Raw genomic sequence first — 1112 nt, 5'->3', positions numbered from 1 at the left:
TGAAAGCAATAGCCGTATTGCTGCTCTTGAAGAGCAGCTTGAGAAAGCTAGCTCTGTAGATGTTGCTGGGTTGAGCTACGCAGTTCAGAGCTCTTCAGTGGAGCTGCAGAAATACGATGCTGACCCAAACAATGCTTCGGAGGATCCTGGATTTTGGAATATCGATCTTTATGTGGAAAAGTTTCTCCTGACCTTTAATGATGACGCTAATCAAACCGTTGATCTTGATTTTGAAAGTGAATTCAAGGGAGATCTTTGGGAAGATGGAACGATGCGCTTCGACGTTGACACAACGCCTGGAAGCGAGCAGCTTTTCTGGGCCCAAGATGGAAATAAACTGACTTTGTCAGAAACTCTGGGTGGTGAAGTTGTTGTAGAGTTTATTGTGACTGAAGGCGCTGGAGTGATTTACGCTTTAGATGCTGAATTCGAAGAAAATGACCCAGGATCTCCTACTTGTGGGGATGGAACACAAACCTGCTACGGCGACTTTTTCGACAGTGGCACATTGATGGGTATCCGCCAGAGCTCCGTTCAGTAATGTTGCTATGACGTATAATCGAGTGGACCATTTTGGTTCGCTCGATTATTTATCCCTTCCTAATACCGCGTCTCCGCCATTCCCGAAAACTGCTTGGCCAGATAGGTGGCGTAGTTGTCGGTCATGCCGGCGAGAAAATCCAGCGCCCGCATGATGCATTGATAAATTCTTTCCTGTTCCGGTAATTGCTCCAGGTTTTCCGGAAAACTGTGGCGGCCAATCAGATCAATGATGCGTTCGTGGCGGTAATTGTTGTATGTGCTTTTTGTGCTGTTGCAGGCATGGGATACGGCGGCTTCTATCAAACCATCCAGTAATGCGCCCATCACTTCAAAGGCGCCGATTTCCAGTTCGATCTTGCGGGGATGTTCAAAGACTTTTGAGCGGGCCAGCTGTTTGGCATTTTCAACCACATCGCGCACGGCGGGTTCGCAGTGGCTGATTAGATCCCCTTCCATTCTCCCGCGTAACAAAGGTTCGTGATTGGCTACAAAAGCCTCGACCCCTGCTTCAATAAACCGCTCGATGATCTTGCCGCGCAGTAGTGCCGCCTTGCGGCCGTCGCGCAGGT

Annotated in this window: 1 protein-coding gene and 1 pseudogene; one reads left to right on the top strand and one right to left on the bottom strand. The window is 49.0% G+C overall.

Going from position 1 to position 1112, the window contains the following annotated elements:
• A partial coding sequence (locus tag A3730_RS31145) for a hypothetical protein (RefSeq protein WP_197477319.1) occupies positions 1-541 on the top strand: 541 nt, incomplete at its 5' end.
• Between the two features lie 59 nt (positions 542-600).
• Here the strand turns inward: A3730_RS31145 and A3730_RS05865 are convergent.
• Positions 601-1112 (bottom strand): annotated as a pseudogene (locus A3730_RS05865) (deoxyguanosinetriphosphate triphosphohydrolase); the annotation flags it as partial.

Source organism: Alcanivorax sp. HI0044 (assembly GCF_001634945.1).
Note: the sequence above shows the minus strand (reverse complement) of the source record. Positions and strands in the feature narration are given on the sequence as shown.